The following is a 15,526-nucleotide window of genomic DNA, read 5'->3' on the forward strand; positions in this document are numbered from 1 at the left end:
TTGAATAAAAAATATTCTCCTGTGTTCTTTAGAAATGAACGCAGTTATAAAACAGACAAATTAGTATCCAGGATTATGTTTGAAATTAGGATTTGCATCAATTTCATTCTGAGGAATATCGATATATTCTTTCCCTGGCTTGTAAGAGGATGTTCCACCACTTTCCGATTTAAATTCTGGATTAGCAACAATACGAGATTGCACTTTATCCCATCGCAATAAATCAAAATAACGTGTTCTTTCTAAACTAAGTTCTTTTACTCTTTCGTCTTCAATATCTTGCATGGTAATGCTTGTAAATGCAGGCATGTCTACTCTAGCTCTCACTTCATTAATTGCATCTAACGCAGCCTGTGAAGAACCATTTAAATTAAATTCTGCTTCTGCAAACATTAAAAGAATATCAGAATAACGTAATAATCTTAAATTGTTACCAGATTGATGCCATCCATTATCTTGAGAGCCCGTATATTCTCCAAACGCTATATCTAACCATTTGTTACCCCAAACACCATCTTCACCTGGGTATACATCTTGGTAACTTTTATCACCATAAGTGACAGATTTTAACTCTTTACCTTCATAATTAGTAACCTCATCGGTATCAAAAAATAATGTTGTAAAAGCTCTAGGGTCTATTTCATCATTCACCGTACGCTCATCTAAAAATAAATCTAATACCCACTGATTAATACGCATCCCATCTTGACCTGTAAATCCTTTTGGCGCAATATCTGGATGAAAGGCTGCACCTTTACCAGCACCAGGAGCATCACCACCCCAACCTTGGCTACCGTCATTCACTAATTGAATTTCAAATAATGATTCTTTATTATTTTCAGAAGCTTCCGTAAAGTTAGCTGCATAATCTGCCATCAACTCATAACGACCATCCATAATTTTTAAAAATTCTGTTTTAGCTTCTGAATCTTTTCCTTGGTATAAATATACTTTCCCCAACAAACCTATTGCTGCACCAGCAGTAACTCTACCAGTGTATTGCGTAGGCCAAGAATCTGGCAACAGTTCTTCTGCATTCATTAAATCTGACTCTATTTGTGCCCAAACTTTTGCAGGATCTTCTTGCAATAAGCTTTTAGGATTTTCTAATTCACTAATTGGATCTGTAATCAATGGTACATTTTTCCAATTATTTAATAAATTAAAATAGTTGAATGCTCTTATGAAATACGCTTCTCCCAAAATACTATTCTTCGTATCTCCATTCATTTCAATATCTGGAACATTCGCTAATACTTCATTTGCTCTAGTTATTCCTTGAAACATCGTACTCCATACCCAAAAGGCACCATTTGATGTAGACACCCCGTTAAAAGAACCCGCAGCAGTACGCTCCGATGTCCCAAAAGCATTAACGACATCATCTCTATAATCAGATAAGAAGATTTCGAAACGACTGTAATACCATATATGTGTAAACGGACTATACGCGCCCACGATACCTTTAATGGCATCTTCTTCTGTATTCCAAAATGAATCAGGAGTTACCGCATTGGGATTTTCAGTATCTAATATCTCGTTTTTTCTACAGCCATATAGTACCGCTGCCATAACGAACAGTGATAAATACAAGCTTGCTTTTATATTTCTTTTTTTCATGTTCTTAATTTTATGATTAAAATGATGCTTGTATACCTAATTGAAATGATCTTGCTGTTGGGTAAGCACCTTCATCTACTCCAGAACTAAAGATTCTTCTAGAACCTCCTCTAGTATTTCTACCCACTTCTGGGTAATATCCTGTATAGTCTGTGATGGTAAATAAATTACTAGCAGAAACATACAATCTAAGCTTAGACAAGCCTACAGAGTTAATGACATCTTCAGGAAGTTTGAAACCTAGTTGTACATTACGTAATCTAATATAGTCTCCCTTTTCTAAGTAAAAATCTGACATACGTCTGTTAAATCCAGGATCTAATAAGGTATTTCTAGGAATATTAGTTGCTGTATTTTGAGGAGTCCAAGCATTCAATGCAGCTGCTAAATAATTCCCTTCCGTATCAAAATAACCACGATATAAATTGGAGTTCAATATTTTATTGCCTGCAACGCCATTAAAGAATAAGTTAATATCAAACCCTTTGTAATCTGCTGAAATATTAATTCCGTAATTTAAATCTGGAGAAGGATATCCTAGAAATTGTTGGTCTTCCGTATCTATCTGACCATCTTCATTTAAATCTTTAAAACGAATATCTCCTGCTTGTGGGCTAAAAGAATCATTAGCTGCTGCAGCTTCCGCATCTGTTTGATAGATACCATCTGTTACATAGCCAAAGAAAGAAGAAACAGGTTGCCCAACATCAGTCTTTGTACCCTTTAGGCCATTTGAAGTAAACTGTCCTTCTATAATTGGTGTTGCATCACCCAAAGTGGTTACTTCATTATTTAAAATTGTAAAGTTTCCGCTTATATTAAAGTTTAACTCCCCAACATTATCAGAATAGTTTGCTAAAAATTCAAAACCTTTGTTCGTAATACTTGCGGTATTGAATGGCACTCTATTACCAAACCCAGTATATAATGGTAAAGCAAGTTCTACCAATACATCTTCAGACTTCTTATTAAAATAATCCATCGTAAAACGCAACTTATTATTGAACGTAGCAAATTCTAAACCTATATCTGTAGTTTTACTGGTTTCCCAAGTAATATCATCATTTACACCTTTGGTAATGGAATATCCTGTTTGCCTTTCTTGATCCGTACCTAAAGGATATTCACTGTTTAAGTTCAATTCTGGACTAATAGCATAAATAGAAACGTTATCTGAACCCACCTCACCGTAACTAGCTCTTATTTTTAGGTTAGAAATAGCCGTTACATCTTCCATAAACTTTTCATTACTAATATTCCATCCAACGGCTACAGAAGGAAAAGTACCCCAACGTAAACCATCTTTAAATAATGAGGACCCATCACGACGTACGGTAGCGGTTAACAAATACCTACTATCATAGGTATAACTAACTCTACCAAAATAAGAACGAATTGCTTTTGTTAAATCTAATGATGGCATTTCTGCTCTATCTTCTGCTGCAGAAGCTACACGAATATCATTTGAAGGAAAGCCTCTGGCTACAACCCCTAAAGATCGTGTATTAGAAACTTGGTCTGTATACCCTACAACAGCGTTTACATTGCTCTTACCTATAAGTTTATTATACGCTAAGGTATGCTCTATTAAAGAAGAAATAAAATTATTATTTGTTTCTCTTAATTCTGCAAATTGCTGATTTCCCACCGTACCTGCATTTAAGAAGTAGGTTGGTGTAAATCTATAATTATTGGTGAATGATGCATCTAAACCTAAATTCAATTTATACGTTAAACCATCAAAAATTTCATAAGAAGCAGCTATACTTCCTAAAATAGAATTACTGGTAACTGTTCTGTCTTCTAAGCTTGCAAGCGCTAAAGAGTTACTTATATTTCCTATTCCGTAATAAGAAGATAAGGTAGGAGCCCCAGCTACATCCGGAATATCAGAAGCACTAAAATCTCCGTTAGCATCATAAATATTTATCGTAGGAATAAGATCTCTCTCTTTATTAAAATAGGTATTAGGATTGTCAATAGACCTTGTTAACCCAATCGTGTTCTCTAATTTAAACTTTCCGAAATTAAGAGTTGCATTAGACCTTACCGTTGTTCTTGTATAATCTGACTCCTTAATAATACCTTCTTGTTCTAGGTGATTTAAAGAAAGACTAAATCTTACATTTTCACTACCTCCATAAATTCTTGCATTCGCATTTAAAATAGGTGCCGTTCTTAAATTTGCCTCTTGAATATCACTATCGATATTAGGATTGAATTGCGTATCGTTTGCTGGGAATCTAGGATTACCATCATTATCTCTTGCTCTATTTACAATATCGGCATATTGTCTTGCATTAGCCCAGTCTAATTTATTAACGGACTGCTGAAACCCATAACTATAATCTAAATCTACTCCTACTTTACCTATAGCCCCTTTTTTAGTGGTAATAAGAATAACCCCATTGGCTGCTCTTGAACCATAAATTGCAGCAGCAGAAGCATCTTTTAATACAGAAATAGTTGCAATATCTGCAGGGTTTAGAGAATTCATATTGTCTGTAAACATGCCATCAATCACATACAGTGGGCCTACATCTGATAAGGTGCTTGCCCCTCTAATAGTTACAATGGCATTAGCTCCAGGAGCACCACCGTTAGCTTCTACATTTACACCCGCTACTCTACCTTGTAACGCTTGAGAAGCATCGGAAAATGTATACTTATCAATATCATCTCCATCAACCTGACCAACAGAACCTGTTAAATCTGATTTTTTCTGTGTACCATAACCAACGACTACAACCTCATCTAGAGCTTGTGTATCTTCTTCTAAAGTAACCGTTAAAGTAGCTTCACTCCCAACAGACACTTCCGTTTTCTTATATCCTATATACGTAAAAACTAGAATGTCTCCTGCTGTTAAGGAGGTAATGGAAAAATTACCATCAAAATCTGTTTGCGTGCCGTTGCTTGTACCTTTCACAATTACGTTAACGCCTGGTAATGGTCCTTGCCCATCTGCCACTATTCCTGTGACCGTTTTTGATTGGCCATTCATACTCATAAAAGCGAAAAAGAGAAGCAGTACACTTAAGTACCTGCTAAGACTTCGCCCTTCTTTTAACATCATTATTTCACTCATAATTTTAAGTTGTTAGTTGAATCTGCAAATTCAAAATATTAAAATGATTCTTAGGTAATAGATGATTATTATACTATAACAAATGTTTAAAAACCGTTGTAGTCCTTAGCCTACAAAGAATTGCGACGCTAAATGATTTGCGCTTTCCTAACATTTAAAAAAGCACAATATGTTTTGTATTACATTGTTTTTTGTAGCTTTAACACCAGCCAAAAAAGAGAAAAACTTACTTCTGATATGACCACAAACCAAACTGAATCAAATACCTCAAAAAATAACACGCTAGTTCCTATTGCCATTATTGCAGGGCTATTTTTCATTTTTGGGTTTGTTACCTGGATCAATGGAGCTTTAATTCCATTTATGAAAACCATTAATGAACTGACAGATACACAATCTTATTTAGTGGCTTCAGCATCTTATATTTCATTTGTGGTCATGGCATTACCCGCTTCTTATATCTTAAAAAAGATTGGGTATAAAAAAGGGATGTCTCTTGGATTGATCGTTATGGCCGTGGGCGCTTTGGTTTTTATTCCTGCAGCAGCAGCCAGAACCTATTGGATTTTCTTAGCTGGAATTTTTATACAAGGCGCAGGGATGACACTTTTACAAACGGCCTCTAACCCCTACATAACAATATTAGGTCCTATAGATAGTGCCGCTAAGCGAATTGCAATTATGGGAATTGCCAATAAAGTAGCTGGAGGATTGGGCTCTGTTATTTTTGGAGCTATCCTATTATCTGGAATAGAAGGCATTAAAGAGCAATTAGCCACCGTGGGTGCCGAAGAAAAAATAACTTTACTTAACACTATGGCAGATAGTGTGGTCATGCCGTACGTTATTATGGCCATCGTACTTTTTATATTAGGGCTACTGATTTTAAAAGCTCCTTTACCGAATGTAACCGCACAGCCTATAGAAGTTCCTAAAGTAGGTCACAAAACAAAAACGAGTATTTTTCAATTTCCACATTTGTGGTTAGGTGTATTTGCTTTATTCTTATATGTTGGTGTAGAGGTTATCGCAGGAGACACTATTATAGCTTATGGTATAGCCTTAGATATTCCTGTAGAACGCGCTAAATTCTTTACGCTCTTTACGCTTATGGCTATGGTAGCCACTTATGGGCTTGGTGTTGCCCTCATCCCTAAAATTATCAGTCAGGCTTTTGCACTTCGTATAAGTGCTATTTTAGGTATTGTATTCTCATTATGCATTGTAAGTACCTCTGGTTTTATTTCCGTTCTTTTTGTAGCTGCTTTAGGAATTGCAAATGCTTTAGTTTGGCCTGCCATCTGGCCTTTAGCATTAACCGGATTAGGAAAATTCACAGAACGAGGTTCTGCATTATTAATCATGGCTATATCTGGAGGCGCAATCTTACCTTTACTATACGGATCATTAGTAGATAATAAAAAAGAAACCTATATAGCCTCTGCTATTACCGAAGCTTCTGCTACTGCTCAAGCAGCAACCTTTGGTTACTGGATATTGGTTCCTTGTTATTTATTTATTCTCTATTATGCTTTTTGGGGCCATAAAACAGGGAGTAAGAAAAATTAAATTTTGAATAGTGAAAAGCTAAAACCTTTATTTTTTAGCTTTCTATATTTGGTATAATCAAACTCATATAAAAAAGCTCCTTTTTTAGAGCCCGATTTATCTTTTTCCTTTAATTGTATAAGAATATTGAGCGAAAGAAGTTTTTTTCTAAAGTTTCTGGTATCCATTTTCTTCTGAAATAACTCTTCATACAAGCGTTGTAATTGCGGAATAGTAAACTTTTTTGGTAACAATTCTAATCCGATAGGATAAAATTGAGCAACATTTCTTAAGCGATGCAAAGCATCTTTCACCATTATATTATGGTCCAAAACTAGATCTGGTAGTTTTGAAACCTCAAACCATTTGGCCCCATATTGTGCGGCTAAATTAGTATTCTTTTCCGTTAATCGTATTAAAGCATATTGCCCTATAGAAATACAACGAGCACCGGGATCTCTTTCTACTTCAGAATAGGTTTTTAGTTCTTCCATAAAAATATCATCCAAGCCTGTAAATTCTTGAAGCACTCTCTTGCCCGCAGCTTCTGCAGACTCGTTCGCTAAAACAAAACTGCCTATCAATGACCACATACCTTTTAAGGGCTCCAATTGCCTATTAAAGACTAATAATTTTAGTTCTCCATCATCAAAACCAAAAATTATACAATCTACCGCTACATATAATTTAGACGCTACAGCGTATCTACTCTCTTCCAAATGAATTCTTTTTAATCAAATATAATAAATGTAATAATTACATTTATTATATTTGTGCTTCTAATTATGACTTATGAGCTTTTTTATCAATTTTACTCCGGACTTAGTTGTTGAATCGCCAGGCCGTATCAACTTAATAGGCGAACACACAGATTACAACCTTGGCTTTGTATTGCCCACAGCAATTGATAAAAAAATCACGCTGAAATTACGAAAAAATAACAGCTCTAATTGCAATGTGTATAGTTTAGATAATGAAAAATCAGTTACTTTTTCATTAGACAAAATTGAACCTAGCAAACAAAGTTGGGAAAATTACATTTTAGGTGTTTTACATGAAATACAATTACTCACCGATAAACTTAGCGGTTTTGATTGCGTTTTAAACAGTTCGTTGCCTATTGGTTCTGGCTTAAGTTCTTCTGCTGCTTTAGAATGCGGCTTAGCTTTTGGCCTTAATGAATTGTTTAATTTGGGACTATCAAAAACTCAAATTGTAAATTTATCGCGTGCTGCAGAACATAATTACGTAGGCACCAAATGTGGCATTATGGATCAATATGCTTCTGTAATGAGTAAGTCTGGATACGTCATTAAATTAGATTGCAGAAGTTTAGCATCAGAATACATCCCTCTAAATTTGGGAGATTATAAACTACTTCTATTAAATACAAACATCTCCCATAGTTTGGCAGATAGTGAATACAATACAAGGCTACAGGAATGTCTTACGGGTGTAGAAGCGATGAAGACCTTATACCCGTACATGGCTTCTTTAAGAGATGCAGATCAAGAGATGTTGACTGCCGTAAAAGACACAATTAGTACCACTGTTTTTAATCGATGTAACTATATTATAGAAGAAAATGACCGGGTTTTGAAAGCCTCCGAAGCCCTTACTCAAGGAGATTTAACTTCTTTTGGAGTATTGATGTACGGGTCTCACGACGGCCTTCAGCATAAATACGAGGTGAGCTGTCCTGAATTGGATTTTATGGTTGAATATTCTCGTACTAAAGAGTTTATACTTGGCTCGAGAATGATGGGAGGTGGTTTTGGTGGTTGTACCATCAATTTAATTCATAAAGATGCCATTGAAAAATATATCACTGAAGTGGCTAGCGCTTACAAAACAAAATTTAATATTGAATTAGACGCATACATTGCCATGCCAGATCATGGAACTATGCTTAAAACATTATAATTATGGATACAGTTTTTAACGAAAACCCACATAGAAGATACAATATATTAACCGGAGAATGGGTATTAGTTTCTCCGCACAGAACAAAACGACCGTGGCAAGGGAAAGTTGAAAAGCCTTTTATTCCTTTGACAGCAACTTATGATAAAAGTTGCTACCTCTGCCCTACCAATACTAGGATGGGTGGCGGTCAAAATCCTGATTATACTACGGCATATTCTTTCGTTAATGATTTTTCTGCATTACTATCAGATACTCCTTCTGGAAGCGTAGATGAAAATTTATTACAAGCTAAATCTGAAAGAGGATTATGTAAAGTGGTTTGCTTTTCTCCAAACCACTCTTTGACTTTACCTTTAATGGAAGAACAGGACATTGAAGCTGTAATTAGTCTTTGGCAAAAAGAGTACAAAGAACTCGGCGAATTACCTTATGTTAATCACGTACAAATATTTGAAAATAAAGGAGATACTATGGGCTGCAGCAATCCACATCCGCATGGGCAGATATGGGCGCAAGAGTCAATTCCTCAAGAAATTGCGAAAAAAACAAAAAATCTAGGGGATTATTGGAACAAAAACAAAAAAAGTTTACTTTTATCTTATATTGAGCAAGAATTAAAACTTAAAGAGCGTATTGTAATTGAAAATGAGCACTTTGTAGCCTTGGTTCCATTTTGGGCAATTTGGCCTTATGAAACTATGATAGTTCCAAAAAGACATCTTCAAAATATCACTTTAATGACGGAGGTAGAAAAAACAGATTTTGCTAAAACTGTTAAAGAACTCACCATTAAATACGATAATCTTTTTAGCACAAGTTTTCCCTATTCTGCAGGAATACATCAAGCACCAACAGATCAAAAAAATAACGATGAATGGCATTTTCATATGTCATTTTACCCGCCATTATTAAGGTCTGCCACCGTGAAAAAATTTATGGTTGGGTATGAAATGTTTGCTGATGCTCAAAGAGACATTACCGCTGAGCAAGCGGCTCAAAGCTTAAGAGAATTAGGTAATGTACACTATAGTAAGCTTTAACTAATTCGTAAATATGATATGAGTAAAAAAATAACCTTGAAAGAATTAGCACTCATATCTGAATTTTCTGTTTCTACTATTTCTAAAGCACTATCAGATAATCGAGAAATAAGCACCAAAACAAAGAAAAAAATAAAAGCCCTTGCCAAGCAGTATAACTACCGTCCTAATGCTACGGCAAGGAGCCTTAAGTCTCAAAAGACAAAAACTATTGGCGTTATCATCCCTAATATTTTAGCCCATTACTTTGCTAAAGTATTACTGGGGATTGAAAAAGAAGTATCTAAAAAAGGGTATAGCATTATTACCTGCATTTCTGATGAATCTTATGAAAAAGAAACCAAAAGCATCGAGTTATTTAATTCTGGGTGTGTAGATGGCTTTCTGATTTCTTTATCCAAAGAAACGCAGTCTAACAATTTTTATGAGGAAATAAATGATGCTATTCAACAAGGCCTTCCCGTAGTTATGTTTGATAGAACTTCTGATAAAGTTCATTGTGACAAGGTAACTATCAATGATTTTGAATCTGCTTACAATGCCACACAATTACTAATTGAATCCAATCATAAAAAGATTCTTTTTGTTTCGCCTATTTCAGGTACCAATGTAGGTAATGAAAGAGAAAAAGGCTATAGACAGGCTATTATTGAATCTTTTGAAGGAGCAATAGCTCCTGAGGTTCTTAACTTTACGGACTATCCTGAATTTACGACAACCCTTAATCAATATTTAGAAACAAACATTATTGATGGTATTGTAGCTGCCGATGAATTGTCTGCTATTTATGCTATGAACCTCGCCATTTCTAAAGGCTATAAAGTTCCTGAAAACTTAGCCGTAATTGGTTTTACAGATGGGATTCTTTCCAATAACAGCAATCCGCCTTTGAGTGTTGTAGATCAGCATGAAACAGAATTAGGAAAAATTGCAGCAGCCACCTTAATTCAACGTATTGAATCTAACGAAACTACAGCACCCCAGACCATTGTATTACCTTCAGAATTAATTTTGAGAAAATCTACCCACTCCGCAAGGTAATTTCTCGATATAGTCTGCATTTGAAAAAGTAATCTATAGCCCTTTTCGAAAAGCGTTATTCCTATTCGTTAATTAAACCTGAATGTTCTTTATTTAGCGCTCATTTTAGGTACTTTTGTAGGTTGAAAACAATATGAAAATGAAATTTTTATTAAATCCTTGGCCCTGGTATGTTGCTGGGCCACTTATAGCTGTCACCATGCTTATTTTAATTCTATTTGGTAAAACTTTTGGAATGTCTTCTAACCTTAGAACCTTATGTACCATTGGTGGTGCCGGAAAATATGCCGACTTTTTCAAATTTGATTGGAAAACGCAAAAATGGAACTTGACGGTAGTTTTAGGAACCATGATAGGAGGTTTTATTGCTGCAAATCTCTTATCAAATGACAGTACTATGGCTCTTAGTGAAGCTACCATAACAGATTTACAGGCTTTAGGGTTTTCAAATATTGGAGCAACTCTATTACCTCCAGAATTATTTAGCCTAGAAAATATATTTACATTCAAAAGCTTATCCATCCTTATCATTTCAGGCTTTTTAGTAGGCTTTGGTACACGCTACGCCGGTGGTTGCACATCTGGTCATGCTATTACAGGCTTAAGTAACTTACAGCTCCCTTCCTTAGTTGCCGTGATTGGCTTTTTTGTTGGTGGCTTATTTATGATTTATATACTATTCCCCTTAATTTTTTAATATGAAATTTTTAAAATTCTTATTTGTCGGTATATTCTTCGGAATAGTTTTAGTGAAATCTGAAGCTGTTTCTTGGTATAGAATCTTTGAAATGTTTAAATTTCAGTCGTTTCATATGTACGGAATTATTGGTTCTGCGGTATTAATTGGTATCATCGCTTTACAAATCATCAAAAAATACCATATAAAAAGTATTGACGGTGAAGCAATTGTCGTTCCGCAGAAAGCCAAAAATTATAAAGCTAATAGTATTGGTGGTGTTATTTTTGGATTAGGATGGGCACTGGGAGGCGCATGTCCTGGCCCCATGTATATGCTTTTAGGAACTGGAGTGTTTGCTATGGTTATTGTTATATTATCGGCCATGCTAGGCACTTTTGTCTATGGATTGATAAAAAACAAACTACCCCAATAACTAGTACACTTTTTTAGGAAAAAAATATTTTAGGTAATTCATAATTTTTTTGAAATGCAACCAATTACTACTGCCTTATGTTCTTTTGGGATGAGTGGCCTTGTTTTTCACGCCCCATTTATAGCCGCAAATCCAAAGTTTAGCTTGTATGGTGTCTTAGAGCGAACAAAAAACTTAGCGCAAGAGAAATACCCACTAGTAAAAACGTTTAGATCTCTTGAAGATTTACTCTCGGATGATGCTATAGAATTAGTAGTGGTAAACACTCCTAACATTACCCATTACGAATTTGCTAAAAAAACTATTCTTGCTGGTAAAAACCTAATTGTTGAAAAACCATTCACCGCCACTGTTGCGGAAGCAGAAGAATTAATAGCGTTAGCAAAACAAAAAAAGGTAACGATTGCTGTTTATCATAACAGACGTTATGACAGTGATTTTCTAAGTCTAAAAAAAGTACTAGATAGTGGTGTACTTGGCACTATCGTAGAAGCAGAATTTCATTACGATAGATATAAGCCCGAATTAAGTAAAAAAGTGCATAAGGAGGTACCTACCGGAGCCGTTGGAAGCTTATATGATTTAGGATCGCATCTGATAGACCAAGCGCTACAATTATTTGGCACTCCTGATGCCGTATTTGCTGATATTGCTGCGTTTAGACCAAACTCGCAAGTAGGTGATTATTTTGATTTGAAGCTCTTTTATCCAGCACACAGAGTCATTCTCAAATCTAGCTATTTTGTTCGTGAACCTTTGCCTGAAAACATCTTGCATGGCACAAAAGGTTCTTTTATAAAAACAAAAGCAGATGTGCAAGAGCAAGATTTACAAGCAGGAAAAACACCAAATGCTACACATTGGGGAATAGAACCCGATGCCGATAAAGGAATTCTGCATACCGAAAAAAACGGAATAGTAATAAAAGAAAAAATCACCTCTTTAAAAGGTGATTATATGTTGTATTATGATGCTATTTATGACGCTATAAGAACAGACAAAACTGTTCCTGTAAGTGCAGAAGAAGGTATGGAAGTAATCCGGGTCATTGAAGCAGCACTCCAAAGTAACCTAGAGAAAAGGGTGGTACCTTTAAGTTCTAATTAGTTTTTATAGACCCTGATATAGTCAATCACAAATTCTTGAGGAAATAAATCATCATCAATATCATTTCCTCCTAAATTACCCCCTACCGCTGTATTTAAAATCACATAGAAAGGTTGATTAAATGGCCAATTTTGTGGTGTTTTGTGATCAGGCTTGTATTCAAACATCTTAGCATCATCTACAAAAAACGCAATTTTATCAGGAGACCATTCTACGGCATACGTATGAAAACCGACTTCTATTCCTTCGATTTCTGTGGTTTTGGAATATCCATTATCTCCAAACTTTTCGTCAAAATGAAGTGTTGTAAATATGGTATTTGGTTTTCTACCAATGTATTCAAGTATATCTATCTCTCCACACAAGGGCCAACCTACTTCAGAAATATTTGAGCCTAACATCCAGAATGCTGGCCACAAACCTTTAGCCAAAGGCAGCTTTGCCCTTGTTTCTATTCTTCCATATTTAAATTCTTTTTTCCCTTTTGTTGTTATCCGGGTAGAAGTATATTTTTCATCTTCCTTTTTAATAGTAATATGCAAAAAACCATCTTTAATCGTATGGTTGGTTTGTGTATAGATTTGCTTTTCATTATTACCCCAACCACATAATTCCGGACAGCCATCTCCTAATTCATAATTCCAAGCTTTCGCATCTAAAGCAGTCCCATCAAAATTTTCTTCCCATACTAATGCCCTTTTATTCGCGCAACTTTGCACAAAAAGAGACATGCATAAAATAATAATACGGATATAATTATTCATAAATATATTATTCTACTACCGAAAAATCTGATGTTAATTGTGTCTCAGAACTACCTCCTATATATACATTAAAATCTCCTGCCTCTGTTTCCCATCGGTTATTCGCCGTATAAAATTGAAGTTTCTCTTTATCAATTTTAAAAGTCACCGTTTTAGATTCATTGGGTTTTAGAGAAACCATTTTAAAATCTTTTAACTCTTTTACAGGTCTAGTTACGCTAGCAAAAAGATCTCGTATATACAACTGCGCCACTTCTTTACCCTCGTATTTTCCTGTATTTTTCAAGGTAAAAGAGACGGTAATTGACTCTTCTTCTTTCATAGTCGGTGCACTTAAGCTCAAGTTGCTATATTCAAATGTAGTATAACTCAGACCATGACCAAACGGATATAAAGGTGCATTACTCACATCACTATAATGCGACCAAAAAACAACATCTCCTCCAGGACTTGTTGGACGCCCTGTATTTTTGTAATTGTAATAAATAGGAATTTGACCTACATTTTTAGGGAATGTCATCGGTAATTTACCACTTGGGTTGTACGCTCCATACAGTACCTCAGCAATAGCATTACCACTTTGAGTGCCTAAATGCCAAGCTTCTACTATTGTTGGGATATGTTCTTGTGCCCAGTTAATTGTCAACGGTCTACCGTTCATTAATACTAAAACAATATTTTTATTTACCGCGTATACTTCTTTCAATAACTCCTCTTGTAAGCCTGGAAGATCTAAAGATGTTCTGCTACGTGCTTCTCCTGTTTGAAAGCCGTATTCTCCCAATACCATAATTACAACATCTTTATTTTTAGCAGCCGCTACAGCCTCCTTTATTCCTGTTCTATCTGTGGTATTAATCTTCGTTTCTAAAATAAACTTGTTTTCTCCTGTTGTTAAGTTTATACCTTTTTGATGTTCTAAAGTATTCCCTGTATACTTTTTTAATCCTTCTAACACAGAAACCGCCGTATTATCATCGCCTGCGATTCTCCAGCTACCTAAAGGACTATTTTTATCGGCTGCTAACGGACCAATTAAAGCCATTTTTAAACCTTTCTTCTTTAGAGGAAGAAGCTGACCTTCATTCTTTAAAAGAACAATAGACTTCTTAGCAATATCTAATACTGCCGCTGTATTTTCTTTACTTCCTATTACCTCTTTTTCTCGTGAGGTATTGCAATATAAATAAGGATCATCAAAAAGACCTAATTCAAACTTAACACGCAATATTCTTTTTACCGCATCATCAATCTTAGCTATATCTACCTTACCTTCTGCTACTAATTCTTCTATATATTTTACATACACATAAGATTCCATATCCATATCAGAACCAGCATTCAGTGCCAAATTTGCTGCTTGCTTTCCGTCTTTTGCATAGCCGTGAGCAACCATTTCGTTAATAGAGCCCCAATCCGAAACCATGAAACCCTTGTAATCCCATTCCTTTTTTAATACATCGCGTTGCAAAAATGCATTTCCCGTGGCAGGAATACCATTTAACTCATTAAAAGAATTCATAAAGGTTTTCACATCTGCTTTGATTGCTGCTTGAAAAGGTGGGAAAATAATATTGTATAAGGTTGATGTCCCAACATCTACAGTATTATAATCTCTACCTGATTCTGAAAAACCATAGCCTGCGAAGTGTTTTGCTGTAGCTGCAATGGTCAAGGGTGAAGCTAGATTATCACCTTGAAATCCCTTTACACGCGCGTAAGCAATCTTACTACCTAAATAGGGATCTTCACCTGCTCCTTCCATCACTCTGCCCCATCGTGCATCACGAGAAATATCTACCATAGGAGCAAAAGTCCAATTAATACCACTGGCTGCTGCCTCTGCTGCGGCAACTTCCGATGACTTTTTTATAGCTTCAAGATCCCAACTTGCAGCTTCTGCTAAAGGAATAGGGCTAATAGTTTTATAGCCATGTATAACATCAAAACCTATAATTAATGGTATCCCCAACCGTGTTTCTTCTACTGCTATTTTTTGTACTTTACGAACTTCCTTAACCCCAGTAACGTTTAACATAGACCCTACCAAGCCGGTTTTAAGATGCTCGTATTTATTGGCTGCATCACCGTCTTTAGGTACGGGACCCGTAACATTCCAGAACCCATTATATTGATTCATCTGACCAATTTTTTCTTGGAGTGTCATTATAGAAAGTAGTGAATCTACCTTCTGATCAATGCTTGACTTTTTTCCTTGACTCAGGCCTAGATTGCAAAACAATCCGATACAAATAATCACTTTGAAATTCATGTGTTCTA

The 15,526-nt window shown here is 35.5% G+C and carries 12 protein-coding genes; 7 read left to right on the forward strand and 5 right to left on the reverse strand.

The genetic code is table 11. From position 1 onward, the window contains the following. Positions 1-60: 60 nt before the first annotated feature. Together BLQ19_RS03810 and BLQ19_RS03815 are read right to left on the reverse strand one after the other, a co-directional pair. On the reverse strand, positions 61-1,620 hold the full coding sequence (locus tag BLQ19_RS03810) for a RagB/SusD family nutrient uptake outer membrane protein (RefSeq protein WP_074537455.1): 1,560 nt from the start codon (positions 1,618-1,620) through the stop codon (positions 61-63). A 16-nt stretch (positions 1,621-1,636) separates the two neighbouring features. Beyond that, positions 1,637-4,708, reverse strand: a complete 3,072-nt coding sequence (locus BLQ19_RS03815; RefSeq protein ID WP_254788222.1) for a SusC/RagA family TonB-linked outer membrane protein — start codon at positions 4,706-4,708, stop codon at positions 1,637-1,639. 237 nt (positions 4,709-4,945) lie between these two features. Here BLQ19_RS03815 and BLQ19_RS03820 point away from each other — a divergent pair, with 237 nt between their 5' ends. Further along, the gene (locus tag BLQ19_RS03820; RefSeq protein ID WP_025614143.1) at positions 4,946-6,277 is read left to right on the forward strand and encodes a sugar MFS transporter; all 1,332 of its coding nucleotides are present in this window, start codon (positions 4,946-4,948) and stop codon (positions 6,275-6,277) included. On the opposite strand, the gene BLQ19_RS03825 is transcribed toward BLQ19_RS03820, so the two are convergent. Further along, on the reverse strand, positions 6,274-6,975 hold the full coding sequence (locus tag BLQ19_RS03825) for an NUDIX hydrolase (RefSeq protein ID WP_029664859.1): 702 nt from the start codon (positions 6,973-6,975) through the stop codon (positions 6,274-6,276). The two genes, BLQ19_RS03820 and BLQ19_RS03825, sit on opposite strands and share 4 nt — an antisense overlap. Before the next feature lie 73 nt (positions 6,976-7,048). Between BLQ19_RS03825 and galK the strand changes: the two genes are divergently transcribed. The 6 genes from galK to BLQ19_RS03855 all read left to right on the forward strand — a co-directional run bounded on the left by galK (position 7,049) and on the right by BLQ19_RS03855 (position 12,482). After that, positions 7,049-8,179, forward strand: coding sequence for a galactokinase (gene galK, locus BLQ19_RS03830; RefSeq protein ID WP_074537456.1), 1,131 nt, complete (start codon positions 7,049-7,051; stop codon positions 8,177-8,179). Positions 8,180-8,181: 2 nt separating this feature from the next. Then, entirely contained in the window at positions 8,182-9,222 is a 1,041-nt protein-coding gene (locus BLQ19_RS03835) for a UDP-glucose--hexose-1-phosphate uridylyltransferase (RefSeq protein WP_025614142.1), read from the forward strand. Between the two features lie 18 nt (positions 9,223-9,240). Next, positions 9,241-10,263, forward strand: coding sequence for a LacI family DNA-binding transcriptional regulator (locus BLQ19_RS03840; protein ID WP_025614141.1), 1,023 nt, complete (start codon positions 9,241-9,243; stop codon positions 10,261-10,263). Positions 10,264-10,402: 139 nt separating this feature from the next. Then, positions 10,403-10,960, forward strand: coding sequence for a YeeE/YedE family protein (locus BLQ19_RS03845; protein ID WP_074537687.1), 558 nt, complete (start codon positions 10,403-10,405; stop codon positions 10,958-10,960). 1 nt (position 10,961) lies between these two features. Beyond that, a complete protein-coding gene (locus BLQ19_RS03850; RefSeq protein WP_025614138.1) occupies positions 10,962-11,375 on the forward strand; it encodes a DUF6691 family protein in 414 nt (137 codons plus the stop codon). Positions 11,376-11,429: 54 nt separating this feature from the next. Next, positions 11,430-12,482: a Gfo/Idh/MocA family oxidoreductase gene (locus BLQ19_RS03855; RefSeq protein WP_074537457.1), complete on the forward strand. Its 1,053-nt coding sequence runs from the start codon at positions 11,430-11,432 to the stop codon at positions 12,480-12,482. Here the strand turns inward: BLQ19_RS03855 and BLQ19_RS03860 are convergent. Together BLQ19_RS03860 and bglX are read right to left on the reverse strand one after the other, a co-directional pair. Continuing rightward, complete coding sequence (locus tag BLQ19_RS03860; protein WP_074537458.1) at positions 12,479-13,246, reverse strand: glycoside hydrolase family 16 protein; 768 nt, start codon at positions 13,244-13,246, stop codon at positions 12,479-12,481. The genes BLQ19_RS03855 and BLQ19_RS03860 overlap by 4 nt on opposite strands. 7 nt (positions 13,247-13,253) lie before the next feature. Further along, positions 13,254-15,518, reverse strand: coding sequence for a beta-glucosidase BglX (gene bglX, locus BLQ19_RS03865; RefSeq protein WP_074537459.1), 2,265 nt, complete (start codon positions 15,516-15,518; stop codon positions 13,254-13,256). Positions 15,519-15,526 lie beyond the last annotated feature (8 nt).

This window comes from Cellulophaga baltica (assembly GCF_900102165.1).
GTDB classification, from domain to species: Bacteria; Bacteroidota; Bacteroidia; order Flavobacteriales; family Flavobacteriaceae; genus Cellulophaga; species Cellulophaga baltica.

Coding starts and splice junctions, on each gene's coding strand:
- BLQ19_RS03820 (WP_025614143.1), top strand. CDS start 4,946: ATGACCACAAACCAAACTGAATCAAATACCTCAAAAAATAACACGCTA.
- BLQ19_RS03840 (WP_025614141.1), top strand. CDS start 9,241: ATGAGTAAAAAAATAACCTTGAAAGAATTAGCACTCATATCTGAATTT.
- BLQ19_RS03835 (WP_025614142.1), top strand. CDS start 8,182: ATGGATACAGTTTTTAACGAAAACCCACATAGAAGATACAATATATTA.
- BLQ19_RS03815 (WP_254788222.1), bottom strand. CDS start 4,708: ATGAGTGAAATAATGATGTTAAAAGAAGGGCGAAGTCTTAGCAGGTAC.
- BLQ19_RS03810 (WP_074537455.1), bottom strand. CDS start 1,620: ATGAAAAAAAGAAATATAAAAGCAAGCTTGTATTTATCACTGTTCGTT.
- galK (WP_074537456.1), top strand. CDS start 7,049: ATGAGCTTTTTTATCAATTTTACTCCGGACTTAGTTGTTGAATCGCCA.
- BLQ19_RS03860 (WP_074537458.1), bottom strand. CDS start 13,246: ATGAATAATTATATCCGTATTATTATTTTATGCATGTCTCTTTTTGTG.
- bglX (WP_074537459.1), bottom strand. CDS start 15,518: ATGAATTTCAAAGTGATTATTTGTATCGGATTGTTTTGCAATCTAGGC.
- BLQ19_RS03855 (WP_074537457.1), top strand. CDS start 11,430: ATGCAACCAATTACTACTGCCTTATGTTCTTTTGGGATGAGTGGCCTT.
- BLQ19_RS03850 (WP_025614138.1), top strand. CDS start 10,962: ATGAAATTTTTAAAATTCTTATTTGTCGGTATATTCTTCGGAATAGTT.
- BLQ19_RS03845 (WP_074537687.1), top strand. CDS start 10,403: ATGAAATTTTTATTAAATCCTTGGCCCTGGTATGTTGCTGGGCCACTT.